This is a genomic window from Microbispora sp. H10836 (genome assembly GCF_012999525.1).
Taxonomy (GTDB): domain Bacteria; phylum Actinomycetota; class Actinomycetes; order Streptosporangiales; family Streptosporangiaceae; genus Microbispora.
In genome coordinates, this window is the sequence record NZ_JABBWU010000001.1 from 1,025,579 (window position 1) to 1,049,400 (window position 23,822).

Annotated in this window: 23 protein-coding genes; 9 read left to right on the forward strand and 14 right to left on the reverse strand. The window is 72.1% G+C overall.

Translation table 11 applies throughout. The annotated features are described in order from the left end of the window. The first annotated feature begins 30 nt into the window (after positions 1–30). On the forward strand, positions 31–1,353 hold the full coding sequence (locus HHX30_RS04630; RefSeq protein WP_169979607.1) for an FAD-dependent oxidoreductase: 1,323 nt from the start codon (positions 31–33) through the stop codon (positions 1,351–1,353). Between the two features lie 12 nt (positions 1,354–1,365). Here the strand turns inward: HHX30_RS04630 and HHX30_RS04635 are convergent, their stop codons facing one another. Then, positions 1,366–2,010, reverse strand: a complete 645-nt coding sequence (locus tag HHX30_RS04635; protein WP_169979609.1) for an NYN domain-containing protein — start codon at positions 2,008–2,010, stop codon at positions 1,366–1,368. A gap of 200 nt (positions 2,011–2,210) precedes the next feature. On the opposite strand from HHX30_RS04635, the gene HHX30_RS04640 reads away from it, so the two are divergent. Continuing rightward, the gene (locus HHX30_RS04640) at positions 2,211–3,401 is read left to right on the forward strand and encodes a DUF6986 family protein (protein WP_169979611.1); all 1,191 of its coding nucleotides are present in this window, start codon (positions 2,211–2,213) and stop codon (positions 3,399–3,401) included. 83 nt (positions 3,402–3,484) lie between these two features. Next, positions 3,485–5,068 (forward strand): FAD-dependent oxidoreductase, encoded by a 1,584-nt coding sequence (locus tag HHX30_RS04645; protein WP_169979613.1) that lies wholly within the window; start codon positions 3,485–3,487, stop codon positions 5,066–5,068. Positions 5,069–5,074: 6 nt separating this feature from the next. On the opposite strand, the gene HHX30_RS04650 is transcribed toward HHX30_RS04645, so the two are convergent. The 3 genes from HHX30_RS04650 to HHX30_RS04660 all read right to left on the reverse strand — a co-directional run bounded on the left by HHX30_RS04650 (position 5,075) and on the right by HHX30_RS04660 (position 7,468). Then, positions 5,075–5,755, reverse strand: coding sequence for a copper homeostasis protein CutC (locus HHX30_RS04650; RefSeq protein ID WP_169979615.1), 681 nt, complete (start codon positions 5,753–5,755; stop codon positions 5,075–5,077). A 51-nt stretch (positions 5,756–5,806) separates the two neighbouring features. After that, positions 5,807–6,499 carry an N-acetyltransferase gene (locus tag HHX30_RS04655; RefSeq protein WP_169979617.1) on the reverse strand — a complete coding sequence of 231 codons (693 nt, stop codon included), beginning with the start codon at positions 6,497–6,499 and terminating at the stop codon, positions 5,807–5,809. A gap of 216 nt (positions 6,500–6,715) precedes the next feature. After that, positions 6,716–7,468, reverse strand: a complete 753-nt coding sequence (locus HHX30_RS04660; protein WP_169979619.1) for a GntR family transcriptional regulator — start codon at positions 7,466–7,468, stop codon at positions 6,716–6,718. 558 nt (positions 7,469–8,026) lie between these two features. On the opposite strand from HHX30_RS04660, the gene HHX30_RS04665 reads away from it, so the two are divergent. The 3 genes from HHX30_RS04665 to HHX30_RS04675 are packed head-to-tail and all read left to right on the forward strand — an operon-like array spanning position 8,027 to position 9,855. Then, positions 8,027–8,560: a flavin reductase family protein gene (locus tag HHX30_RS04665; RefSeq protein ID WP_169979621.1), complete on the forward strand. Its 534-nt coding sequence runs from the start codon at positions 8,027–8,029 to the stop codon at positions 8,558–8,560. Between the two features lie 32 nt (positions 8,561–8,592). Further along, positions 8,593–9,354 carry an SDR family oxidoreductase gene (locus tag HHX30_RS04670; RefSeq protein WP_169979623.1) on the forward strand — a complete coding sequence of 254 codons (762 nt, stop codon included), beginning with the start codon at positions 8,593–8,595 and terminating at the stop codon, positions 9,352–9,354. A gap of 9 nt (positions 9,355–9,363) precedes the next feature. After that, on the forward strand, positions 9,364–9,855 hold the full coding sequence (locus tag HHX30_RS04675; protein WP_169979625.1) for a TIGR00725 family protein: 492 nt from the start codon (positions 9,364–9,366) through the stop codon (positions 9,853–9,855). Here HHX30_RS04675 and HHX30_RS04680 read toward each other — a convergent pair. The 3 genes from HHX30_RS04680 to HHX30_RS04690 all read right to left on the reverse strand — a co-directional run bounded on the left by HHX30_RS04680 (position 9,845) and on the right by HHX30_RS04690 (position 13,668). Further along, entirely contained in the window at positions 9,845–10,669 is an 825-nt protein-coding gene (locus HHX30_RS04680; RefSeq protein WP_169979627.1) for a RimK family alpha-L-glutamate ligase, read from the reverse strand. The genes HHX30_RS04675 and HHX30_RS04680 overlap by 11 nt on opposite strands. A gap of 46 nt (positions 10,670–10,715) precedes the next feature. Beyond that, positions 10,716–12,203 carry a glycoside hydrolase family 3 protein gene (locus HHX30_RS04685; protein WP_169979629.1) on the reverse strand — a complete coding sequence of 496 codons (1,488 nt, stop codon included), beginning with the start codon at positions 12,201–12,203 and terminating at the stop codon, positions 10,716–10,718. Positions 12,204–12,291: 88 nt separating this feature from the next. Beyond that, complete coding sequence (locus HHX30_RS04690) at positions 12,292–13,668, reverse strand: alkaline phosphatase (RefSeq protein WP_169979630.1); 1,377 nt, start codon at positions 13,666–13,668, stop codon at positions 12,292–12,294. Positions 13,669–13,754: 86 nt separating this feature from the next. Here HHX30_RS04690 and HHX30_RS04695 point away from each other — a divergent pair, with 86 nt between their 5' ends. Both HHX30_RS04695 and HHX30_RS04700 read left to right on the forward strand, forming a co-directional pair. Beyond that, positions 13,755–14,435, forward strand: a complete 681-nt coding sequence (locus HHX30_RS04695) for a TetR/AcrR family transcriptional regulator (RefSeq protein WP_169979632.1) — start codon at positions 13,755–13,757, stop codon at positions 14,433–14,435. Further along, entirely contained in the window at positions 14,432–15,112 is a 681-nt protein-coding gene (locus HHX30_RS04700; RefSeq protein WP_169979633.1) for a DNA alkylation repair protein, read from the forward strand. The genes HHX30_RS04695 and HHX30_RS04700 overlap by 4 nt, the downstream gene beginning before the upstream one ends. 14 nt (positions 15,113–15,126) lie before the next feature. Here the strand turns inward: HHX30_RS04700 and HHX30_RS04705 are convergent, their stop codons facing one another. The 3 genes from HHX30_RS04705 to HHX30_RS04715 are packed head-to-tail and all read right to left on the reverse strand — an operon-like array spanning position 15,127 to position 19,236. Beyond that, entirely contained in the window at positions 15,127–16,524 is a 1,398-nt protein-coding gene (locus tag HHX30_RS04705; protein ID WP_169979635.1) for an aldehyde dehydrogenase family protein, read from the reverse strand. 10 nt (positions 16,525–16,534) lie between these two features. Continuing rightward, the gene (locus HHX30_RS04710) at positions 16,535–17,950 is read right to left on the reverse strand and encodes an FAD-binding oxidoreductase (RefSeq protein ID WP_169979637.1); all 1,416 of its coding nucleotides are present in this window, start codon (positions 17,948–17,950) and stop codon (positions 16,535–16,537) included. Beyond that, a complete protein-coding gene (locus tag HHX30_RS04715; RefSeq protein WP_169979639.1) occupies positions 17,947–19,236 on the reverse strand; it encodes a glycosyltransferase in 1,290 nt (429 codons plus the stop codon). The genes HHX30_RS04710 and HHX30_RS04715 overlap by 4 nt, the downstream gene beginning before the upstream one ends. Before the next feature lie 118 nt (positions 19,237–19,354). Here HHX30_RS04715 and HHX30_RS04720 point away from each other — a divergent pair, with 118 nt between their 5' ends. Further along, positions 19,355–19,972 (forward strand): TetR/AcrR family transcriptional regulator, encoded by a 618-nt coding sequence (locus HHX30_RS04720; protein ID WP_169979640.1) that lies wholly within the window; start codon positions 19,355–19,357, stop codon positions 19,970–19,972. A gap of 20 nt (positions 19,973–19,992) precedes the next feature. On the opposite strand, the gene HHX30_RS04725 is transcribed toward HHX30_RS04720, so the two are convergent. The 4 genes from HHX30_RS04725 to HHX30_RS04740 are packed head-to-tail and all read right to left on the reverse strand — an operon-like array spanning position 19,993 to position 23,765. After that, on the reverse strand, positions 19,993–21,042 hold the full coding sequence (locus tag HHX30_RS04725) for an ABC transporter ATP-binding protein (RefSeq protein ID WP_169979641.1): 1,050 nt from the start codon (positions 21,040–21,042) through the stop codon (positions 19,993–19,995). Further along, a complete protein-coding gene (locus HHX30_RS04730) occupies positions 21,039–21,812 on the reverse strand; it encodes an ABC transporter permease (protein ID WP_311922080.1) in 774 nt (257 codons plus the stop codon). Before HHX30_RS04730 ends, HHX30_RS04725 begins: the two co-directional genes overlap by 4 nt. Then, a complete protein-coding gene (locus tag HHX30_RS04735; RefSeq protein WP_249349544.1) occupies positions 21,805–22,671 on the reverse strand; it encodes an ABC transporter permease in 867 nt (288 codons plus the stop codon). The genes HHX30_RS04730 and HHX30_RS04735 overlap by 8 nt, the downstream gene beginning before the upstream one ends. Beyond that, the gene (locus tag HHX30_RS04740; RefSeq protein ID WP_169979643.1) at positions 22,668–23,765 is read right to left on the reverse strand and encodes a spermidine/putrescine ABC transporter substrate-binding protein; all 1,098 of its coding nucleotides are present in this window, start codon (positions 23,763–23,765) and stop codon (positions 22,668–22,670) included. Before HHX30_RS04740 ends, HHX30_RS04735 begins: the two co-directional genes overlap by 4 nt. Positions 23,766–23,822: the final 57 nt, after the last annotated feature.

Sequence of the window (23,822 nt, forward strand, 5' to 3'; positions counted from 1 at the left end):
AGGTAGAAGCTCCGCCTGCGCCTGGAGGCCATGGTGACACTGCGCGTCGCGATCGTCGGGTCGGGCCCGGCCGGCATCTACACGGCCGAGGCGCTGGTCAAGCAGTCGCCCGATCCCGTCGAGGTGGACGTCCTCGAACGCCTGCCCACGCCGTACGGGCTCGTCCGGTACGGCGTCGCGCCCGACCACACGTCGATCAAGTCGATCGCCGGCTACCTGCGCAGGGTGCTGGAGACCCCGGGGGTCCGCTTCCTGGGCGGCGTCGAGCTGGGCGCGGACCTCTCCGCGGACGACCTGCTGTCCTGCTACGACGCCGTCGTGTACTGCACGGGGGCGATGGTCGACAGGCACCTCGGCGTCCCGGGCGAGGACCTGCCGGGCAGCGTCGCCGCGACCGACTTCGTCAACTGGTACTGCGGCCACCCGGACGTACCGCCGGACGCCTTCTCCCTCGACGTGGAGGACGTCGTCGTCATCGGTGTCGGCAACGTCGCCGTGGACGTGGTGCGGATCATGGCCAAGAGCGCCGGCGAGCTGCGCGGCACCGACGTGCCCGAGGAGGTGCTCGACCGGCTGGCCGCCTCGCGGGTCAAGCGCATCCACATGGTCGGCCGGCGCGGCCCCGAGCACGCGAAGTTCACCCTGAAGGAGCTGCGCGAGCTCGGCGAACTGCTGAACGCCGACGTCCTCACCTTCCCCGACGAGATCGCGGTCGCCGACCTGACCACGCTGTCGCGGCAGGTCAAGGGCAATGTGGACGTCCTGCGGTCGTGGTCGGAGCGCAAGCCGGCCGACCGGCCTCGCCGCCTGGAGGTGCGTTTCTGGCTGCGTCCCGTGGAGATCCTCGGTGTGTCACGGGTCGAGGGCGTACGGCTGGAGCGGACCCGGCTGGAGGATGGGCGGGTCGTCGGGACGGGCGAGTACGAGACGATCCCGGCGGACATGGTGATGCGCTCGGTGGGCTACCAGAGCGTGGCGCTGCCCGGGGTGCCGTTCGACCCGAAGACGATGACGGTGCCGAACGTCGCCGGCAGGGTGACGGACCGGCAGTACGTCTCGGGCTGGCTCAAGCGGGGGCCGACGGGCGTGATCGGGACCAACAAGTCCGACGCCGCCGAGACCGTGCGCACCCTGCTCGCCGAGGCGGTGCCGGGCACCGCGACCACCCGGCTGGACGATCTGCTCGCCGCGCGCGGGCTGAGCCCGGTGACGTACGAGGACTGGCTCGCGATCGAGGCCGCGGAGGCCTCGCTGGCCGGCAGTCTGCGGAGGGGCGAGCGGGTGAAGCTGGTGGGCAGGGACGCGATGCTGGGCGCGTGCGGCCGGCTCGCCCGGCCGGGGAGCGCGTCCTGACGGTTGTCCCGGTCAGGACCAGTGGGCCGGCCGGTGGTAGCGCGCGCCGTCGCGGCCGGGCACGACTTCGGGAAGCTGCGACTGCCGGATGAGCGCGTCGCCGAGGGGGAACCAGGCGTCACTGGCGAGGCGCAGGCCGTCGGAGCGTCTGCCGGGCGGGAAGACGGCGACGACCCGGGTCTTTCCGCCGCGCCGGGCGTCCACCTGGCGCACCGCCTCGATGGCCGCGCACAGGTCGGAGTCGGCCGACAACAGCAGCACCGTGTCCACCAGGTCGAGGGCGACGTCGCCGACCATCGCGGCGGCCAGCGCGACGTCGGACTGCTTCTCCTCGTAGGTCTTCCAGGAGACGCCGCAGGCCCGGCAGGAGGCGCGCTGCTCCTGGAACCGCCCGAGCACCACCTCGACCCCCAGGGTCTCCAGGGCCGCCTGATAGGTCTGCTGGCGGGCGAGGGCACGAGCGTCACCTCGGACGGGAGCGGTGAAGTAGCGGACGGCGGTCAGCGTCTGCCCGGTCCTGAGCAGCCGAAGGGCCAGCGCCTGTAGATCGAGCCAGAGATAGCGCCGCCCCCGCAGGGAGCGCAGCCCGTAGTAGAGGTTGAACCCGTCGACGTAGACCCCGACACGCACGACGTGGGGAACGGGGTTGTCGCGCACCGCCATCATCTCCTAACATGGAGTCACCGCGCCCGCGGCTACGTCCCCGGGCTCTACGGCCCCCGACAGGGGGCCGTTTCTTTTTTCGCTCACCTGTTCGATCGGCTGTTCGAGGAAAAGAATAGCCAACGGATCGTGCTCACGCAGCGACGTTGCGTGATGACGTCGCCGTGGCGGGGGCGTCTGCGAGGATCGTCCCCATGGAGACGACGCTGACCGGCCCGGACGGACCGCTCGACGGACTGCTCGACGGCTTCGCCGGCACCTACGACGAGCAGCTCACCCGGTTCCCCGAACGGGAACCCGCGTGGCAGCCGGTGCACACCGTGTACGTGCCGGCGGACCGGGTGACGGCGGAGATCGTCCAGCAGTGGCGGCACGCCGCGACCGACCTGCTCCACCGGCTCCTGTTCACCCCCGCCGAGCTGGCCGCATTGTTCGGTCTCGACCCCGAGCTGGCCCAGCCCGTGCACGACCGCGTACGCAGGAAGCTGCACGCCGAGCCCATCGAGGACCTGCGGATCGACTTCGAGGACGGGTACGGCCGGCGCCCCCACGAGGAGGAGGACCGGCACACCGAGTCGGCCGCGGCGGCCGTGGCCGCGATGCACGCGGCGGGCACGCTGCCCCGCAGGTGGGGGCTGCGGGTGAAGTCGTTCGCCGACGGCGACCCCCTGCGCTCGCTGCGCACGCTCGACGGGTTCCTGACCGGGGTCGTGCGGCGCGCCGGCGAACTGCCCGGCGGGTTCACGGTCACGTTCCCCAAGGTCCTCATGGAGGACTACCTGCGCCAGTTCGCCGGCTGCCTGGAGGCGCTGGAACGGGCGTTGCGCCTGCCCACCGGCACGCTGCGCTTCGAGATGCAGGTGGAGGCTCCGCAGACCGTGCTCATGCTCCAGCGCTCGGCCGACCTGGTGCCCTCACTGGGCGGGCGGCTGGCGGCCGCCCACTTCGGGGTGTTCGACTACACCGCCGCGCTCGGGCTGCCGCCGGACGAGCAGCGGCTCGACCATCCGGCCTGCGACCACGCGCGGCACGTCATGCAGACGGCGCTGTCGGGGACGGGCGTGGAGCTGTCGGACGGCTCCCTGGCCGCGACCCCGGCCTCGGACGCGGCGGCCGACGTGCACGCCCTGCTGAGCAGGCACTCGGCGCTGGTGTCGCACTCGCTGGCGCACGGCTTCTACCAGGGCTGGGACATGCACCCCTCGCACCTCGTCAGCCGCTTCACGACCGTGTACGCGTTCCATCTCGCCTGCTACGAGAAGTACGCCGATCGGGTGCGCGCCTGGCAGGAACGGCGTACGGCCGCGGGGGGCGTGCTCGACGAGCCCGCGACGATCAAGACGCTGGTCGCCGCGCTGGCCCGGGCCGACCGGGCGCTCTGCTGAGATTTGCCGCATCGGCAAAATTTCTTGCCGTGTTCACCGGCCGTGCCGCACTGTTGCGCACAAGCCGAACACAGGAGGCACAGGTGAACGAGAAGTACGACGTGGTCGTGGTGGGCGGCGGCGCCGCCGGGCTCAGCGGCGCCCTGGCGCTGGGACGGGCGCGGCGGTCGGTGCTGGTGGTGGACGCCGGGGAGCCGCGCAACGCGCCCGCCGGGCACATGCACAACTACCTCGGCCGGGACGGCGCGCCGCCCGCCGAGCTGCTGGCGGCCGGGCGGGATGAGGTGATCCGGTACGGCGTCGAGGTCGTCGCCGGGCGGGCCGAGGCCGCCACGCGGGAGGACGACGGCTTCCTCGTGACGCTGGACGACGGCCGCGCCGTACGGGCCCGGCGGCTGCTGGTGGCGACCGGAGCCGTGGACGAGTTGCCCGGCGTGCCCGGCCTGGCCGCGCGGTGGGGCCGCGACGTGCTGCACTGCCCGTACTGCCACGGCTGGGAGGTCCGCGACCGGCGGATCGGGGTGCTGGCCACCGGGCCGCTCTCCGTCGAGCAGGCGCTGCTGTGGCGGCAGTGGAGCGAGGACGTGGTGTTCCTGGCCCACCGCCTCCCCGCGCTGCCGGAGGAGGACGCCGAGCGGCTCGCCGCGCGCCGGATTCCCGTCGCCGAAGGCACGGTCGCGGCGATCGAGGTGACAGGCGACGCGCTCACCGGGGTGCGGCTGGCCTCCGGCGAGGTCGTCGCGCTCGACGCGCTCGTCGTCGCAGCGCCGCTCACCGCTCGCTCCGGGGTGCTGGAATCGCTCGGGCTCAAGCCGGTCGAGGCGGAGCACGGCGGTCACGTGGCCGGCACCCGGATCGCCGCGGAGCCGACCGGGGCGACCGCCGTGCCCGGCGTCTGGGTGGCGGGCAACGTGACGGACGTGCGCGCCGTGGTGATCGCGTCCGCCGCCGCGGGCCTGGCCGCCGGCGCGGCGATCAACATGGATCTCACCGCGGAGGAGACCCGGGAGGCCGTCGCCGCCTACCGGGACCAGATGAGCACGATTGTCGAGGAGGCCGCCTGGGAGGAGCGCTACCGCTCCCGGCCGGCGGTCTGGAGCGGGCAGCCGAATGCCCAGCTCGTCGCCGAGGCCGCCCAGCTGCCGCCGGGCCGGGCCCTCGACGTCGGCAGCGGCGAGGGCGCCGACGCGGTCTGGCTCGCCGCGAGGGGCTGGCGGGTGACGGGAGCCGACATCTCCGCCACGGCGCTGGAGCGGGCCGCCGCCCATGCCGCCGAGGCGGGTGCGGACGTGGCGGGCCGCGTCGAGTGGCTGCACGCGGACCTGCGCGACCACGCCCTTCCCGAGGGCGCCTACGACCTCGTCTCGGCGCAGTACATGCACCTGCCGGGCGAGGCCAGGCGGGGGCTGTTCGGCCGGCTGGCCGCCGCGGTGGCTCCGGGAGGCACCCTGCTGATCGTCGGGCACCACCCGTCCGACCTGCTGACCACGGTCAGGCGGATGCACTTCCCGCACATGATGTTCACCGCCGAGGAGGTCGCGGCCTCGCTCGACCCGGCCGAGTGGGAGGTCGCGGCGGCCGAGGCCCGGCCGCGCACGGCCGCCGACCAGGAGGGGCGCGAGGTCACCATCCACGACGCCGTCCTCGTCGCCCGCCGCCGCCCGTAGAGAGCGTCAGAACCGGTCCACGATGCCGCGCCAGCGCCTGACCCGGTCCGCGTCGACCGGCTCCCGCCACGAGCCCCGTACGGCGGTGCCCACGTGGAAGGCCCGGACGCCGTAGTCGAGCAGCACCGGCACGTGCTCCTCGCGCAGGCCGCCGCCGGCGAGCATGAGCGAGGCGTCGCCCGCCTCGGCCCGCGCGCGTAAGACCCCCAGGCCGCTGCCGACGCCCTCGGGCGAACCGGACGTGAGGACGGTCGCCAGGTTCGGCAGCAGCCGTACGGCACGCCAGGCGGCCCGCACGTCGGCGGCGTGGTCCACGGCGCGGTGGAAGGTCCAGGGCAGCGGCGAGACCGCGTGGATCAGCGCGTCCGTCGCCTCCCTGTCGACCGACCCGTCCTCGGTCAGGAAACCGAAGACGAACCCCGCAGCGCCGGCCTCGGCGAGCTCCTTGACGTGGCCGCGCAGCCGGTCGAGCTCCTCCGAGGTCACGGTGAACCCGGCGTTGCAGCGGAGCATGACCATCTGCGGCAGCCCGCACTCGCGCGCGATCGCCGCGACGAGGTCCGCCGAGGGGGTGAGCCCGCCCGCGTCCATGTCGGACACGATCTCCAGGCGGTCCGCCCCGCCCTCCTCGGCGGCCACGGCGTCACGCGGGTCGAGCGCGATCACTTCAAGGAGGGATCCCGTCATGGAGTGAACAGTATCCGGTCCCTTTGCGGCGCCTCACGGCATCCGCCCTGTTCAGCACTCGATCAACTCGTTGTGGGCTGTGATGTCAAGAACCCTCCGGGCTTGTGTGGCATGTCCCGAGCGGGGGGCCGGCACCACCGGCACCGCCGGCGTGCGGCGACGGGACGAACCTACCGGGAGCGCGCCGGGCGCGTCCCGCTCGAACAGCGCGCCGGAGGCGCGGTGCGGCAGGTCGACGGTGCGGACGTGCCGGAAGCCCGCCCTCCGGTAGTACGACTGCAGGCCGGCGTTGTCCTTGGCGCAGTCCAGCCGGAGGTAGGGCCGGCCGTGGACGGCGGCCCGCAGGGCGGCCCAGTCGAGCAGCGCCTCCCCCAGGCCCTGTCCCGAGTAGGCCCTGCTCACGGCGAGCTTGTGGACGTAGAGCGCGTCGCCGGGCCGGTCCCCGGGGGTCCAGAACTCCGGGTCGGCGTGGCCGTCCACGGCGATCGTGGCCGCCGGCACCCGGACACCGGCGTCGGCGTCGGCGTCGGCGTCCTCACCGGCGTCCAGGACGTACATGACCCCCTCGCCGATGAGCGGCTCGATGCGCCCGGCGGGGAAGCCTCCGGCGGGCCACTGCCGCACGCCGAGGCCGTTCAGCCACCCGGCGGTACGCGCCAGCAGGGTGAGGACGCCCTGCAGATCGGCGGGGGCGGCGCGACGCAGCGTGAGTTCCGTAACAAGATCCAGGGTGTTCGCAGGCATGCCTGATTCCTTTCGTGCCGACGGCGGCGATTCGACCACTGTGAGTGACGGCGGGATGCCGTACAGCGTCCGCCCGGAGACGGCGGGCCGCGTCAGGGCGCGCGGGTCCGGCGCGGCCCCCTGCCGGGGTCAGGACGGGAATCGCGGGAACGGCCCCCCGGAGGAGGGCCTTGTGGCCGGGGACACCCGCTCAGCCGAGAGGGTGTCCGGGCCTCGTCAATGACGTTCCAGCTCGTATCGGATCAGATGCTTGTCTGCGGGCAGCACGGACACGGCGACGCGTACGGGCGTGTCGTCGGCGTCGTAGCCGACCCGGGTGTGGACGACGACCGGAGTGCCGGGCTCCAGCTGGAGCCGTGACGACTCGTCCGAGGTCGGCATGCGCGCGGAAATGTCGTCGGTCACGCGGACCTGGAGATGTCCCAGCTCCTCCAGCACCCGGTTGGCCCCGCGCGTGATGTCGCCGGGCCGGGCGATCTCGGAGTCCCCCACGATCTCCAGGGGGAAGTACGAGTCCAGCGTGTTGTACGGCTGGCCGTCCACGAAGCGCAGCCGCCGGCGTACGACGGCCAGGGCGCCGTCGGCCAGTGCGAGGCGGGTGGCCACGTCCTCGGGCGGCTCGACGATCGAGACCTCGATCCGCTGGTCCGCCGTACGGCCCTCGGAGCGGACCGCGTGGACGAAGGTGTCGAACCGCGGCTCCTCCTGGTCGTACGGGAGGAACTCGTCCTGGGGGCGCATGAGGAGGGGGCGGCGCTCGCGTACGAACGTTCCACGCCGGCGCATCCGCAGGATGAGACCCTCGTTCTCCAGCTCGCCCAGTGCCAGCCGTACGGTGTTGCGGCTGACGCCGTGCGCCTCCATGAGGTCGGCCTCGGTCGGGATCTGGTCGCCCGGCGCGAGTTCGCCCGCGTAGATGGCCCTGCGCACCTCAGCGGCCACCTGCTGGTAGAGCGACGATCGTGCCATCTTTCCTCAATCCACCCTTTTGTTCCAACAAATCTAGAGGATCTCGGTCTACCGGGGAACAACCCCTTGACCTGAGCCCACCCGGCCGCGCATTATCCAAACGTTGGTACAAATCCATCCAATGGAGGTGGGCCCGTGAGGGCGGTCGGTGCGCGAACGCCGAACTCGCTCTGCCGCGAGCCCCGACCCCGGCCAACCGAGCCCAGATCTGCCAGAGCCCAGACCTATCAGAGCGACGGGAACGACATGTCAGAGCTGTCGGTATCCACCGGCATGACCGCCTTGCGCGGAAATGGCGTGACATGCCCGAACGCGCGGTACCACCGCACCCCCGAGCGGCCGGACGAGGACGGCCGCTCCCCACGGACTCCGTGCGAATGAACGAGGTCTCGACCCCAACCCTCGCCGGGGTCGAGGTCTCGCGCCGGGGCGGAGCGCGTCCTGGCGGGTCCCCCACGCCCGCCAGGACGCGCCACCGTTAGGCACAAGCAGGGAATGCATCGTCTCCGGCCCTCCTTGAGTCTCATGGGGAGTTCCGGCTGAGGAGGCGCCCGCGCGATGAGCATCCCTGTGTCCCGGAGGGTCGGCCATGACGGCGCCAGGAGGATTCCGGCCGTCAATCCCCAGCACTTCAGGAACATCCTCGGCAGGTACGCCACGGGCGTCGTGGCCGTCACCGCGATCGACCCGCGGACCGGGGAGCCGTGCGGCCTGGCCGTCAACTCCTTCACGTCCGTGAGCCTCGACCCGCCGCTGGTCGCGTTCTGCGTCTCGGGCGACAGCACGAGCTGGCCGCGGCTGAAGGCCGCCGCGAACCTGTGCGTCAACGTGCTCGCCGAACAGCAGCGGGAGGCGTGCGAGCGGCTCGCCGCCCCGGGCGGGGACAAGTTCGCGGGCCTGTCGTGGGCCCTGTCCCCCGGCGGCGCCCCCGTGCTGGACGGCGCGCTCGCCTGGATCGACTGCGTCGTGGACGTGGAGCACCCCGCCGGCGATCACGTGATCGTCGTCGCCCGGGTCACCGGGCTCGACCGGCACGACGACGGCGGCCCGCTGGTGTTCTTCCGCGGCGCGTACGGAGGGTTCCGCTCCTGACGCAGGAACCGACCGGTCGGTATGCTGCCCGCATGACTCTGTTCTCGGTGGAAGGCAAGACGGTCGTCGTCACGGGCGGGTCCCGGGGCATCGGGAAGATGATCGCGCGAGGGTTCCTCGACGCGGGCGCCACCGTCTACATCTCCTCACGGAAGAAGGACGAGCTGGAGGCCACGGCCGCCGAGCTGGGCTGCCACGCCGTACGGGCGGACCTGTCCACCCCCGACGGCGTCGAGGCGCTGGCGCAGGCCGTGTCGGAGCGCGAGAGCCGCCTCGACGTGCTCGTCAACAACGCGGGGGCGAGCTGGGGCGCGCCGCTGGAGGAGTATCCCGAGCACGCCTTCGACAAGCTCTGGGACATCAACGTCAAGGGCGTGTTCTTCCTCACCCGCCGGTTCCTGCCGCTGCTGCGCGCCGCCGCGTCACCCGACGACCCGGCACGGGTGATCAACATCGGGTCGATCGACGGGCTCCGCGTGCCGTTCCTGGAGAACTACGCGTACTCGGCGGCCAAGGCGGGCGTCCACATGCTGACCCGGCACCTGGCCCACCAGCTCGCCCGGGAGTCGATCACGGTCAACGCGATCGCGCCCGGGCCGTTCGAGTCGAAGATGATGGCCTTCGCGCTCGACGACCCCCAGATGCGCGGCGCGATCGAGAACGGCGTTCCGCTGGGCCGGATCGGCAGGCCCGACGACATGGCGGGCGCGGCCATCTTCCTCGCCTCACGCGCCGGGTCGTACCTGACCGGCGCGGTGATCCCGGTGGACGGCGGGATCTCCACCCACGGGTAGGGGACGGGCATGTGGCAGATCGCGGTGTGCGGGCCGGGCGAGTGCACCCCGCAGGAGGCCGGGGCGGCCCGCGCCGTGGGCCGTCTGCTGGCCGAGCACGGCGCGGTCGTGCTGTGCGGCGGGTACGGCGGGGTGATGGCCGCCGCCGCGACGGGCGCCCGGGAGGGCGGAGGCGTCGCGGTCGGCGTCCTGTCCGGGCGGGACCGGTCCGGGGCGAGCCCGGACCTCACCGTGGCCCTGCCCACCGGTTTGGGCGAGGCCCGCAACGCGCTGATCGTGCGGGCCGCCGACGCGGTCGTCGTCGTGGGCGGGTCCTGGGGCACGCTGTCCGAGCTGGCCCTCGCCCAGCGGGGCGGCACGCCCGTGATCACCCTCGGCGGCTGGCAGGTCCTCGACGCCGAGGGCCGCCCGGTGCCCGGTCCGGTGCCCGCGGCCGGCCCGGCCGAGGCCGTACGGCTGGCGCTGGCCGCCGCGGGACGGGCGGGCCCGCTCAGCCCTTGAGCATCTCGGCGAGGGTCTCGGCGAACAGGTCCGGCGCGGCCAGCTCGTCCCGCAGGAACAGGTAGGGCTCGGTGAGCTCCAGCTCGATCAGGACCGGCTCGCCGTCCGGCATCCGGACCAGGTCAACCCGGGCGTACAGCAGGTTCGACGGCACCGCGGCCAGGACCCGCTCGGCGAGGGCGAACTGGTCGTCGTCCGGGTCGCGCAGCGTGGCGCGGTTCTCCCGGGTCTCCGCCACGCCGGTCAGCATCGGGTGCCGCCGTACGGCGTGGCTGAACTGCCCGCCGAAGTACAGCAGCGACAGCTCCCCCTCCTGCTCGACGGACGCGACGTAGGGCTGGACCATGACCGTACGACCCTCGGCGAGCAGCTTCGCCGCGTGGCCCGCGGCGGCGTCCCGGTCCGCGGTGCGGACGGTGTCACGGGCGCCCGCCGAGACGGCGGGCTTGACCACGTACTCGTCCCAGTCGGGCAGGTCCGTGCCGGACTCGGCCCAGTGCGTCGGAACGGTGGGCACGCCGAGCGTGCGCAGGTAGGTCTTGTCGGTGTTCCATTCGATCACCGGCGCCGGGTTGAACAGCCGCGTCACCGACTCCACCCGGTGGGCCCACGCGACGAACTCGTCACGACGGTCGATGTAGTCCCACGGGGACCGGACCACCGCCGCGTCGAAGTCCGACCAGTCGACGCGGGGGTCGTGCCAGTTCACCGGCGCGCCCTCGATGCCGGCGCCGAGCCAGGCGGCGAGGGCGATCTCCCGCTCGTCGTCCAGCTCGGCCGCCGGGTGGTCAGTGGTGACGTAGGCGACCTTCATGACGCTCCCATCCGCATGTCATCGGTGACCAATGCTATTGGGCACGTCAGGTGAGCCCGGCCAGCACCTCCGCCGCCGCCTGGCCGCACACCCGGGCGGCGCCGTGCGTGGCGATGTGGACCGCTCCCAGGTCCGTACGGCCCGGCAGCCCCATCTCGACCACGACGCCGTCCGGCCGGGCGGCCAGCAGGCGCTCCAGCAGGTCCGTCTGCCAGAGGTGGCGGTGGGCGTCCCGCACGACGATGACGAGGGGCCGGTCGGCCGCCTGGCTCAGCACCGTGCCGGCGACGCCGTTGTGCACGTCGCCCTGCCGCAGCCGGGCGACCGTGGTGCCGGGCAGCAGCTTGCCGAGCGGCTCCCCCGCACCCCACGGCATGCCCTTGTCGATCGCGAGGTTGGTCTCCGGCGCCAGCTCCACCACGTGCGGGGCTCCGGCCAGCGGCAGCACGCCGTCCGCCCCGCGCAGGGTCACCCGTACGGCCCGGCGGGCGGCGACGAGCCCGATCTCGTCCGTGCGGTCGTCCAGCGGCGGGGCCTGCGCCTGCCAGGCGGTCAGGGCGCGCACCCGCGCCGCGGCGTCGGCGAGCCGCTCCTCCGACAGCCTGCCCTCGGTCACCGCGTCCGCGACGGCGTCGCGGATGTGCTCGTGGGTCGCCTCGTCGGCGTTCTCCCCGCCCACACAGACCGCGTCGGCCCCCGCCGCCACGGCCATCGCGCTCGCGCCGCCCAGGCCGTACCGGCCGGAGACGGCGGCCATCTCGATGCCGTCGGTCACGATCAGGCCCTCGAAGCCCAGCTCCTCCCGCAGCAGGCCGGTGAGGATGCGGGGGCTGAGCGTGGCCGGCAGCTCCTCGTCGTACGCCGTGACCAGCAGGTGGCCGGTCATGATCGAGCGCACGCCCTCGTCGATGGCCACCCGGAACGGCCACAGCTCGACCTCGGCCAGCTCCTCGCGGGAGACCGCGACGCGCGGCACGCCGTGGTGGGAGTCGACCGACGTGTCGCCGTGCCCGGGGAAGTGCTTGGCGCAGGCCGCCACGCCGGTGGACTGCAGGCCGCGGATCCAGGCGGCCGTGTGCCGCGCGACGAGCAGCGGATCGGCGCCGAACGACCGCAGGCCGATGACCGGGTTGTCCGGATTGGAGTTGACGTCGGCGGCCGGGGCGAAGTCGATGTTCACCCCCGCGGCCCGCAGGTCGCGGCCGATGTCGCGGGCCACCCGCTCGGTCAGCTCCACGTCGTCCACGACGCCCAGGGCGTAGTTGCCCGGCCGCGAGCTGCCCGTGCGGGCCTCGAGCCTCGTCACCTCCCCGGCCTCCTCGTCGATGCCGATCAGGATGTCGGGGTTCTCCGCGCGCAGAGCCGAGGTCAGCGCGGCGAGCTGGGCCGGGGTGTCGACGTTCCGGGAGAACAGCACCACACCGGCGAGCCCGCCGGCGAGCCGCCGCCGCACCCAGTCGGGGGCGGTGGTCCCGGCGAAGCCGGGCAACAGGACCGTGTCGGCCAGACGGAGCAGGTCAGGGCTTCGCTTCATGCTGCGCCCACAAGGCATCGCTCAGGCATGCCCCGCAATCTAATAGGAAAGTTTCCTATTTGCTAGGGGGGCAGGCCTGGGGATGTGCTCACAGATCGACGCGGTGGAGCCGGTTCTCCTTCACCTCGAAACCGGCGACGGTGGTCGCCGTCGCGCCGGGACGGTCCACGAAGGCGACGGCCCGGTAGTCCGCGCGGAAGCCCTCCATGTCCGCCGCGCAGGACACGTAGCCGTGGCGGCTGTCGAAGAACGCGATGTGCGGGTTGACGTCGAGGATCGCGCTCGCGTCCGTGATGCCGGGCATGCTCGTCACCGACGGCCCGACGAACTCGACCCCGAGGGCGCGCGAGGCCGGATCCGCCCAGTCGGCACGGATGTCGCAGGCGTACGCGCTGTGCACGTCACCACTCAGCACGACCAGCCCGTCGGGGGCGGCGGCGAGCACGCGGGAGCGCGAGCCGGGGTAGCCGTCCCAGGCGTCGGCGCTGACGGGTTCGAGCGGGAACGTGCGCTGGGAGAAGAACACGGCCTGCGCGAGCACCTTCCACCGGGCCGCCGAGCCGCGCAGCCGGTCGGTCAGCCACTTCTCCTGCTCGGCGCCGAGCATGTCGCGCCCCTCGCGGTACTGCCGCGTGTCGGTCAGCAGGAAGTCGGCCACCCGGCCGTACGGGCGCCAGCGGTGGTTCTGCAGACTGGAGCCGGACGGGCGCACGCGCAGCGGCTGGTGCTCGTAGTAGGCCTTGAACGCGGCGGCCCTGCGCTTGAGGAAGGCGGCGGGGCTGCCGCCGTCACCGGGCAGCGCGCCCGCCCAGTTGTCGCGCACCTCGTGGTCGTCGGGGATCGGGACCCACGGCGCGGCGGCGTGGGCGGCCTGCAGGTCCGGATCCATCTTGTAGCGGGCGTAGCGGTTGCGGTAGGCGCCCAGCGTCGTGCACTCGGCCGCCGACTCGAGCGGGCGCACCCATCGGCCCGGCTTGGGGTTCTTCGGCTTGCCGTACTCGTAGATGTAGTCGCCAAGGTGGAGGACGAGGTCGGGGCGCTCGGCGGCCATGTGACGCAGCGCGGTGAAGTGGCCGTGCTCGTAGCGCTGGCAGGAGACGAAGCAGAACCGGACGGGTGCGGTCGAATCGGGGGCCGGCGCGGTTCTGGTGCGGCCCACCGGGCTGACGTGGCCCTCCACGGAGAACCGGTAGAAGTAGTCGGCGGCGGGCCGCAGCCCGGTCACCCGCACGTGTACGCTGTGCGCCCAGTCCGGTTGCGCGGGCGCCGTGCCGGACTGCAGGATCCTCGTGAACGCCTCGTCCTCGGCGAGCTCCCACCGTACGGTCATCGCCCGGTTGGGCATGCCGCCGGGCTGTGTCGGATGCAGCGGTTCGGGGGCCAGACGGGTCCACAGGATCACGCCGTCGGGTAACGGCTCCCCTGACGCCACCCCCAGGGTGAACGGATAGCCCATTTTCGCCATGAGTTCGATCCTGCCCTACGGGCCCGGCCGGTGCGGGGAGGTCGGGCGAGGCGAGAATGTGAACAAGCTCTTGGTCGGCGGCCATAATGGGAGCCGTGAACCAGCGTAAGGACTCCGGCGGCACGGCCGCGCCGGTCAGGGCGAAGCGGGGGGCGGCCGGTTCGGCGTCCGAACGGCGCGACCACCTCGTCAAGCTCGCCGCCGAGTTGTTCGCGCGCAAGGGCTTCCAGGCCACCACCGTGCGGGAGATCGCGCTGGAGGCCGGCATCCTCTCCGGCAGTCTCTACCACCACTTCGACTCCAAGGAGACGATCGTCGACGAGGTGCTGCGCACCTTCCTCGAGGATCTGATCGCCCGTTACCGCGCGGCCCTGAACACGCAGGCCGACCCGCGCTCGGTCCTGGCGGAGATGGTCAGGATCGGCTTCGGCACGCTGGAGGACCACCGGGCGGCCATCACGGTCATGCAGAACGACTGGAACTACCTGCGCTCGCTGCCCGGCGACCGGTTCGACTACCTGGTGCGGGCCGAGGACGAGGTCGAGCGCATGTGGGTGGAGCAGATCAAGAGCGGCCAGGCCGCCGGGCAGTTCCGCCCCGACGTCGACCCCAAGCTGACCTACCGGATGATCCGCGACACGATCTGGGTGACCGTGCGCTGGTTCCGCCCCGGCGGCACGCTCGACACGGACGCGCTGGCCGACCACTTCGGCAAGCTGCTGTTCGACGGCCTGGCGACCGGCGAACGGGCGAGCCGCCCGTCATGACACTCCTCAAGGCCGTACGGCTCGCGCTGACCGAGGCCGCCGACCCGGCGCGCGCCGTCTCGATGCGGTCGTACATGAAGTCGGAGATGCCGTTCCTCGGGGTGACGGCCGTGCCCCGCCGGGCCGCGCTGCGCAGGGTCTTCTCCGAGCACCGGCTGGACAACGCCCCCGAGTGGCGCAGGGCCGTGCTGGCCCTGTGGCGCGAGGCGGAGTACCGCGAGGAGCGCTACGCCGCCATCGAGCTGTCCGCGCACCGCTTCTACCGGCCCTGGCAGACGCTCTACACCATCCCCATGTACGAGGAGATGATCGTCACCGGGGCGTGGTGGGACCTGGTCGACGACATCGCCGTGCACCGGATCGGCACGCTGCTGCGGCTGTATCCCGAGAGCATGCGCCGCCTGGTGCTGGAGTGGGCGCACGACTCCGACCTGTGGAAACGGCGCACCGCCATCCTGTGCCAGAACTCCTTCAAGGAGCGGACCGACGCCCACCTGCTCTACGCCTGCATCGAGCCGAGCCTGTCGGACACCGACTTCTTCGCCCGTAAGGCGATCGGCTGGGCGCTGCGGGAGTACGCGAAGACCAACCCGCAGGAGGTGCTCCGCTACGTGAAGCACCAGGGCCTCAGCGGGCTGAGCCGCCGTGAGGCGCTGCGCAACCTCCCCGGCACGTAGAGCAGGCGGGCCGGTCAGGCGGGGCGGAACGAGTCGCGCGCCTGCGGGGCCGCGTGCTTGATCATGAGATGCCGGGTGACCGAATACTCCAGCACGGCCTCCTGGCTCATGTCCTTGCCGAACCCGCTGCCCTTCACGCCTCCGTGCGGCGCCTCCGAGGCGATCGGCAGGTGGTCGTTCACCCACGTCACGCCCACGTCCAGCCGGTGGGAGACGCGAAGGGCGCGGGCCACGTCGGTGGACCACACCGACGAGGCCAGCCCGTACGGCGTGGCGTTGGCGAGCCGGACCGCCTCGTCCTCGCCGTCGAACGGCATCGCCACCAGCACTGGGCCGAAGACCTCGCTCCGCACGATCTCACTCGCCGGGTCGGCGTCGGCGATCAGCGTCGGCGCGTAGTGGAAGCCGGGGCCGTCGATCGGCGCGCCCCCATGGACGACGCGGCCGGACGCCCTGGTCACGAAGCCGTGGACCCGCTCACGGTGCTCGGCGCTGATCAGCGGGCCGATGTCGGCGTCCGGCGCCCAGGGGTCGCCGGGCCGGACGCGGGCGACGGCCTCCCGCATCGCCTCGACCGCCTCGGCGTACCGCGATCTCTCGACGTACACCCTGGTCGCGGCCGTGCAGTCCTGACCGGTGTTGTAGGTGGCGCCCATGACCACCCCGGCCGCCATGTCCTCCAGCGAGGCGTCGGCGAACACGAGCGCGGGCGCCTTGCCGCCCAGCTCCAGATGGACCCGCTTGAGGCCGTCCACCGCGCCGCGCATGACCTCGCGGCCGGTGGCGGTGGACCCGGTGACGCTGACCATGTCCACGCCGGGGTCGGTCACCAGGGCCCGCCCCACGTCGGCGCCGCCGGTCACCACCCGTACGAGGCCCTCCGGGGCCCCGGCCTCGGCGAACAGCTCGGCGAGCCGCAGCGTGGTGCGGGGCGTCCGGGGCGCCGGCTTGATCACGACGGCGTTCCCCGCGGCGACGGCCGGGCCGATCTTCCAGATCGCCATGATGAGGGGGAAGTTCCACGGCGCGATCGCCCCCACGACCCCGATCGGCCGTCTGATCAGCACGGACGTGTATCCGGCGCTGAACACGCCGGCGCCCGTGCCGTCCAGGGACCTGGCCCCGCCGGCGAAGAACCGGAGGTTGTCGGCGGCGAACGGCAGCTCGCCATCCCGGAACACGGCGGCGGGCTTGCCGGTCTCCTCGACCTCCAGCCGGGTCAGCTCCGCGGCGTCCCGCTCGACGAGGTCCGCCAGGCGCAGCAGCACCAGCGCCCGCTCCCCCGGCGTCGTCTCGCGCCACTGCTCGAAGGCCTCCCGGGCCACGCGTACGGCCCGCGCCACCCCGTCGAGCGGGGTGTCGGGCACGTCCTCGACGGCCCGGCCGTCGGCGGGATTGATCAATGTCGTCATGAGGTCGTCCTCAGCTGTCGAAGCCGATGCCGAAACGGTCGAGTGACCGCAGCCAGGGGCCCCTGCGGCCCTCGTTCTCGTCGGCGCGGGCGAGTTCGCGGCGGGTGAGCTGCACCACCGGCCAGCGCAGCGGCTCGGGCGGGAACGGCACCGGGTGGCGGCGGGCCATCCGCAGCCGCGTCCGCTCGGTGGACCGCCGGGCCAGCAGGTCGAGGCCGGTCATCGCGCCGAACCTGGACGCGCCGACGCCGAGGCCGGTGTATCCGAGGGCGTAGGCCAGCCGCCCGCCCATCGCCGTGCCGAAGAACGGGGTGAACCGGCTGGTCGAGTCGATCGCCCCGCCCCACCTGTGGGTGAAGCGCAGGCCACGCAACTGCGGGAACGTCGCGAAGAAGTGCCGCGCGAGCCGCTCGTGCGTGGCGTCGCGTTGCTCCGAGCCGCCGCCGCCGAAGTTGTAGACAGCGTCGTATCCGCCCCACAGGATGCGATCGTCGCCGGTGAGCCGGTAGTAGTGGAACCGGTTGCCCGCGTCGGTCAGTCCCTGGCCCTCCGGCCACCGGAGCGACGCCCGCTGCCCGGGCGACAGCGGCTCGGTGACGAGCACGTAGTCCCACACCGGCAGCACGAACAGGCCCAGCCTGCGCAGGGGCGAGGGGAAGGCGTTGGTGGCCAGCAGCACCTGCCCGGCGCTCACCACGCCGTTCGCCACACCGTTTACCCCGCCGCGGCCTCTCGTCCCGGCCTCCACGCCGGTACGCGTCCGGGTCAGCGCGGTGACCTCGGTGCCCTCGTGGATGCGCACCCCGAGCCGCGCCGCGACGCGGGCCAGGCCCCACGCGAGCGCGGCGGGGTCGAGGACGCCGCCGGTGCCGCGCAGGCGCAGCCCCGCGAGATAGGTGGGCGACTCGACGTCCGCGCGCATCTCGTCGCGGCCGAGGAACACCGCGTCCTCTCCGTGCTCGCGGTGCAGCTTCTCGGCCCGCCTCAGCTCCTCCACCTGGTGGGGCGCCACCGCGACCGTGGTCTTGCCGACCAGCCGGAGGTCGGCGTCGATGCCGTGGTCGTCGACGAAGCGGGCGATGGCCGCGAGGTTCGCCCGCCCGAGCGCGAGCAGGGCCGCGTTCTCCGACGGCCACAGCCTCGCTCCCTGGCCCAGCCCGTGGGTCAGGGAGTCGGAGACGAACCCGCCGTTGCGGCCGCTCGCGCCGTACGCGATCGAGCGCGCCTCCAGGAGGACGACATCGCAGGCGGGGTTCTCCTCCTTGGCCAGCACGGCGGCCCACAGGCCGGTGAAGCCGCCGCCGACCACCAGCAGGTCCGCCGTGGTGCGGCCGTGCAGGGGCTCGTACGGGCCGGGCGCCCCGGGCCTGTCGGTCCAGAAGACCCGTGGAGCGGCGTCCCCGATCAGACGGCTGCCCTTGGTCATTTGGTCGCGATGTTCTCGATGACGTCCGCGGCCACGCGCAGGCCGTCGCGGCGGCGGATCTCCTCGCCTGCCGCCGCGAGCCGGTCGCGCAGGTCCTGGTCGCCGAGCAGTCTGTCGATGGCCCCGGTCAGCTCCTCGTCGGCGAAGCCGTAGGTGTCCAGGCGGACGCCGTACCCGGCCTCGTGCACGCGCTGGGCGTTGTCGTACTGGTCCCAGAACAGCGGCATGACGATCACGGGCTTGCCGAAGTGGAACGCCTCGGTCGTCGTGTTGTTGCCGCCGTGCGTGATCACCAGGTCGACCAGCGGCAGGATCTTCGTCTGCGGGACGAGCTCGGCGCCCCACATGTTGGGAGCCAGCTCGATCTCCTCGTGCAGCGGGCCCTTGGAGACGATGTACCGGTGCGGCGTGCGGGCCAGCACGGAGATCACGCGGCGCATCAAATCGACGTCGGCGGAGCCGAGCGAACCCAGCGAGAAGTAGATCAGCGCACCCTCGCCGGGGATGTCCGGCAGCGTGAACTCCTCGTCGGTCTCCCGTACGGACGAGTCGACGCGGGTCCAGGAGTCCCCCAGGGGACGCTCCGCCGCGTAGTCCGCGATCTCGGGATACACGTACAGGTTCGCGTCACCCTCGTGGATGAACTCCAGGTCCTGCAGGGCCGGGGCGCCCTGCTCGACCACCCACGCGTTGAACGCCTCCCACATCTCACGGTGGGTCCGGTCGTACTCCGCCCGGAACTCCGCCCAGCCGGTGCCGTCGGCCGGCAGTCCGGAGAACGGCGGGGCCACGCCCGGGCCCTTCACCTCGAGCGGGTTGCACGAGACGATCCGTACGAACGGGACGCCCGCCGTCACCAGGGCGGGGAAGGCCACCACGTTGTCCTCGACGATCACGTCCGGCCGCACCCGCTCGATGATGGCCTTGAGCTGCGGCTCGCAGTACTTGGCACCGTCGATGAGCGCCTCCCAGATCGGCTTGACGACCGTCTCCAGCTGGTCCAGGGTGCTCTTGCGGTACTCCGGCGCCGTGTCGCGGATGAAGTCCTTCCAGAACTGGCCCGCGTCCTGCTCCGTCGCGTCCTGTTCTTCGGGCGCCGGCGGCGCCAGGTCGACCAGGTCCTCCTCGAAACCGAGCGCCTCCAGCTTGCCCTTCCACGACGCCTCGGCGGCGAACACCACGCGGTGGCCGCGGCGGCGCAGGACGTCGCCGATCCCGACGCAGTTGTTCGTCGGCCCGTAGGCGCTCTCCGGCATGAACAGGATCGTCAAAGGCGTGACCGTCATTGGGGGGCTCCTCCGAAGCTAGTTGAAGCGAGATTCAAATACGAGGGGGATACACCCGTCAAGAGCTGGGGGAGTATCGTGTGCGCGATGTGAAGCGAGGTGCAATGAGAGGGGTGGGATGACGCAGCGCAAGAGCAAGGCGGACCGGCGGCTCGACCTCATCGACGCGGCCCACAGGGCGATGCTCCAGCACGGCGCCGAGGGGGTCCACCTCAACCAGATCGCCGAGGAGGCGGGGCTCACCTCCGGCGCGGTGCTCTATCACTACCCCGACCTGCGCGAGCTGCTGATCGAGGCCCAGCACGCCGGCATGGAGCGCTTCTACGAGCGGCGCATGAAGAAGATCAGCGGCATCTCCGACCCGGCGGACAAGCTCGTCGTCACGATCCGCTCGGGCCTGCCCGACGGCCCGGACGACGCGGGGGTGCGCCTGCTGTGCGAGCTCGGCGGCGCCGCCGGCCGCAACCGCGTCTACGCGACGCTGCTGACCACGCTGTTCGACCGGCAGGTGTCGATGTACCAGACGATCCTGGAGACGGGCGCCGCCCACGGCGTATTCACGCTGGCGCAGGACTCCGAGACCATCGCCCGCAACCTCGTCGCTCTCGAGGACGCGTACGGCTACCGCATCATCGCCCGGCACCACTCGATCGACCCGGACAAGGCCGTCGAGCTGATCCTCGACTACGCCCGCCTGGCCACGGGCAACCCCCTCAGGCCCGCCGATCGCCGCTGACCTCCGTGGGCTGGGGCGGCTCACAGGGGCGGCGTCACGAGGGCGGCGTCGTCGGCGTCCCAGGAGACGGCGACCTCGGCGCCGGCCTCCACCCTCGCCCGCCCCTGCGTGGCCGCCAGCACCGCGCGGTCGTGACCGGGCACGCTCAGCGCCACGTGGGAGACGCCGCCGTAGAAGCTGACGTCGACGACCCGGCCTCGCAGCACCCCTTCGCCGGCCGTGACCGGGCCGAGGCGGATCCGTTCCGGCCGCACCGCGAGCATCGCCGTCCCACCCTGCTCGCTCCCCGCGGGCGCGGGGAGCACACCCAGCCCGTCGACCTCCAGGCCCTTGCCCGTGACCCTTCCGGTGAAGAGGTTGTTGGCCCCGATGAAGCCGGCCACGAAGGGCGTGCGCGGCCGTTCGTAGAGGTCCTCGGGGGCGTCCACCTGCTCGACCCGGCCGCCGTTCATCACCGCGATCCGGTCGGCGAGCGACATGGCCTCCTCCTGGTCGTGGGTGACCACGACGAAGGTGATGCCGACCTCGTGCTGCAGCCGCTTGAGTTCGAGCTGCATCTCCGAGCGGACCTGCTTGTCCAGGGCGCTCAGCGGCTCGTCGAGCAGCAGCAGCCGGGGACGCTTGACGACGGCCCTGGCCAGGGCGACGCGCTGGCGTTGCCCGCCCGACAGCTCGTGCGGCCTGCGGCGGGCCTGCGCGGTCAGGCCGACGGTCTCCAGCACGGCGCCGACCCGCTCCCGGATCTCCTCGCGGGGCAGCCGCTCCCGTTCCAGGCCGTACGCCACGTTCTTCTCCACGCTCATGTGCGGGAACAGGGCGTACGACTGGAACATGAGGTTGACCGGGCGGCGGTGCGCGGGGATCGCGAGCAGGTCGGCGCCGTCGAGGCGCACCGAGCCGGTGTCCGGCTGCTCGAACCCGGCGAGGATCCGCAGCAGAGTGGTCTTGCCGCAGCCGGACGGTCCCAGCAGGGCGAAGAACTCGCCCTGCCGGATGTCGAGGTCGACCGAGTCGAGCGCGGTCACCTCGCCGAACCGGCGGCTGACGCCGTCGATGGATATGAGAGTCATCGCAGGGCCTCGGTCAGTCTGGTCAGGCGCTGCGCGACGATCACGACGGTGAAGCTCACCGCGAGCAGCAGCGTCGCCAGCGCGTTGATCTCGGGGGTCACGCCGAACCGCACCATCGAGTAGATGACGATCGGCAGCGTCGGCTCGGACGGAGCCGCGGTGAAGAACGCGATCACGAACTCGTCCAGGGAGAGCGTGAAGGCGAGCAGCGCGCCCGCGAGGATACCCGGGGCGAGCGTGGGCAGGGTGACCTTGACGAACGTGGTCAGCGGGGTCGCGCCGAGGTCCCGGGACGCCTCCTCCAGCGACGTGTCCATACCGCCCAGCCGGGCCCGGACGACGGCCGCGACGAAGGCCATGCCGAAGACGGTGTGCGCGATCAGCACGGAGTGCAGCCCGAGCGTCAGCTTGATCGCGGAGTAGAACGCCAGCAGCCCGATCGCGATGACGAGGTCGGGCAGGATCGCGGGCAGCGTCGAGAGCGCGTCGAGCAGCCGCGAGCGCGTGTGGCGGACCAGCCCGACCGCGAGCAGCGTGCCGAGCACCGTGGACAGCGCCGTCGAGCCGAGAGCGACGATCAGCGTGTTCAGCAGCCCGGTACGGATCGACGCGTTGCCCGCCAGCCTGCCGTACCAGTCGAGCGAGAAGCCGCCCCACGAGTAGGGCGACTTGTTCCGGTTGAACGACATCACGACGAGCACGACGATCGGCGCGTACAGGAACAGATAGGTCAGCCAGAAGGGCAGCCGGAGCCAGCCGTGTCTACGCACCGCGTCCCGCCCTTCGCGCGGCCCACGCCTGGGCGAACAGCAGCAACACGAGCACGGCGATCACGGCCAGCGCCAGCACCGACCCGAACGGCCAGTCGCGGGCCTTGAGGAACTGGTCGCGGACGAGGTTGCCGACCATGATCCGGCGTCCGCCGCCGAGCAGCTCAGGGATGACGAAGTTGCCCAGGCTCGGCACGAACACGAACACGCATCCGGTCAGCACGCCGGGCAGCGACAGCGGGAGCGTCACCGACCAGAACGTCCTGGCCGGCCGTGCGCCCAGGTTCGCCGAGGCCTCCCGCAGTTGCGGGTCCAGCCGCTCCACGGCGGAGTACAGCGGGAGGATCATCAGCGGGAGATAGGCGTAGAGCAGCCCGGCGACGATGGCGCCGTCCGTGTAGAGCAGCTCCACCGGCCCCACGCCGAGCGCCTTCAGCCCGGAGTTCACCGGCCCCTCGGAGTTGAGCAGCACGATCCAGGCGTACGTACGGATGAGGAAGTTCGTCCAGAACGGCAGCACGACCGCCACCAGGGCGACGACCTTCCACCGGGCGGGCAGCCTCGCGATCATGTACGCCGTCGGATACCCGAGCAGCAGGGCGAGCAGCGTCGTGATCGCCGCGAGCTTCACCGACCCGACCACCACGTCGAGGTAGAGCGGGTCGGCGAGGCGGGTGAAGTTCTCCCCGGTCGGCTCGTAGACCACTCCCCCGAACCGGCCCCGCCTGAACACGGTGTAGCTCAGCACCAGCGCCAGCGGGACCAGCAGGAAGACGGTCAGGAAGCCGAACCCGGGCCCCATCGTGGCGAGGCGGCCTGCCGCCTTGCCGACGACATGGGCGGGCTGTCGGGCCGTCATTGCGCCGCCGAGACCTCGGTGGACAGGCGCGTGTACGCGGTGGACGCCTCGCCGAGGTCGATCAGGCTCTCACCCTTGAGCAGCTCGGACGGCGGCTCCGCCAGCGCCGGGTAGCTCTTGAGCAGTGCCGGGTCGACCTTGTCCATGGCCGCCTTGTTGGGGATCCTGTAGAGGATGTTGGCGGGCACCCAGCCGTGGTTCTCGGGGTCGAGGATGTAGTTGACGAAGGCGTGCGCCGCCTCCTTGTTCTTGGAGCTCTTGAGGATCACCATCGTGTCCGCCCAGAGGTCGCTGCCCTCCTTCGGCACCACGAACTTGATGTTCTTCTCCGACGTCGGGCACCAGCCGTCCCACGCCTCGGCCATCACGGCCTCGCCGGACTTGAGCCGGTCGCCGAACGTGGTGTCGTCGTAGGCCAGCAGGTCGGGCTTGACCTTCAGCAGCAGCTCCTTGGCCTTGTCGAGCGCGGCCTGGTCGGTGGTGTTGACCGAGGCTCCGAGCAGCTTGAGCGCCGGAAGCGCCAGCCACCGCTCGGTGGTCATCATGGTGATCTTCTTCTTCAGCTCGGGGGCCGGGCTGAGCAGGTCGTTCCAGCTCGTCGGCGGCGTCTTCACCAGGTCGCTGCGGTAACACAACCCGGTGGTCCCCCAGGTGTACGGGACGGAGAAGACGTTCCCCTTGTCGTAGGCGAGCTGGGACGCCTCGGGGTAGAGGTTCTTCAGGTTCGGGACCAGCTCACGGTGGATGGGCTCCAGCAGGCCCTGCGCGTTGAGCGCCTGCGCGTACTGACCGGACACGAACGCCACGTCGATGCCGCTGTCGCCTCCGGCGGTCAGCTTGGCCACGATCGTCTCGTTCGTGTCGTGGATGGCGACCTTGGTGTCGAAACCGAGCGTGGCCTTCACCCGCTGCGGAAGATCCTTCGGGCTGTAACCGTCCCAGATCGAGATCGTCAGGCTCTGCTTGGACAGGTCCGCCTTGGCGTCGAGGGTCGCGGGCGCACCCGCGGAGTCGGTCGCCGCGCCTCCGCCACAGGCGGTCAGGGCGGACGCCAGAAAGGCAGAGGCCACGACGAGGGGCACGCGGCGCGTCATGGGGGGCTCCCTTGCGTGAGGATGGCGGCCAGTGTTGCAGGACGAATCAACATAGAC